General features: G+C 46.2%; 1 protein-coding gene. It reads right to left on the reverse strand.

Translation table 11 applies throughout. From position 1 onward, the window contains the following. A partial coding sequence (locus tag ACWHAR_RS26460; RefSeq protein WP_452088347.1) for a condensation domain-containing protein occupies nt 1-751 on the reverse strand: 751 nt, incomplete at both ends.

Here is a 751-nt window from a genome sequence, read left to right on the forward strand (position 1 = left end):
GGATCGTCATGTCCTTACGGTAGCTCACAGATTTACCGCCGGCCCTCGCAAGCAGCTTCTCTTTCTCCGCATCAGAAATCATCGTTAATTCATCAATTGTATGTTCTGGATGCGTTAACGCGTTCTCCAGCATTGTAATCATGCGCTCACAAATCATGTTGATTTCTTCACTTGTAAATAAAGCAGTGCGGTAATCAAAATCTATGGTGAGTTTCCCAGTATCCCATCGATCCTTCACATGGATCGAGACATCATTTAATCCGCTGCCGCTGAAAATCGCCTCAGTCAAAAAGGCAAGGTCCTCTTCTTTTTGCCACTGCATCACCTGATATTCAAGAGAAACAGTAAACAGCTTGGTCAGAGAGCTCTTTGTTTCACGCAAATCGTTGATCAGGAGATTATACGGGTACTTTTGGTGGCGGAGTGTCTTCATGAGATCCTTCATCCGGTCTTTGACAAATTCTAAAAACGCCTGCCCGCCGTCAATGTTTGTCCGAAGCGGAACCGTAGAAACAAACATGCCAAGCATCTGCTTCTCTTTCGCATTTGTCCGGTTGCCCATAAAGGTTCCCGTCACAACATCATTCTGGCCGCTGACCCTGTACAAGTAGGCGGCGAGCAACGATTGAAATACCGAAAGAACACTGACTTTATTCGCTTCACAAAACGACAGAATCTGCTGATGAAGCGCTTCAGGCACATCTTTAGAGAACCTCTCAGCATCTAAACTTCCTCCTGCGGAAGCGTTCCG

Source organism: Bacillus sp. LR--39 (genome assembly GCF_053613335.1).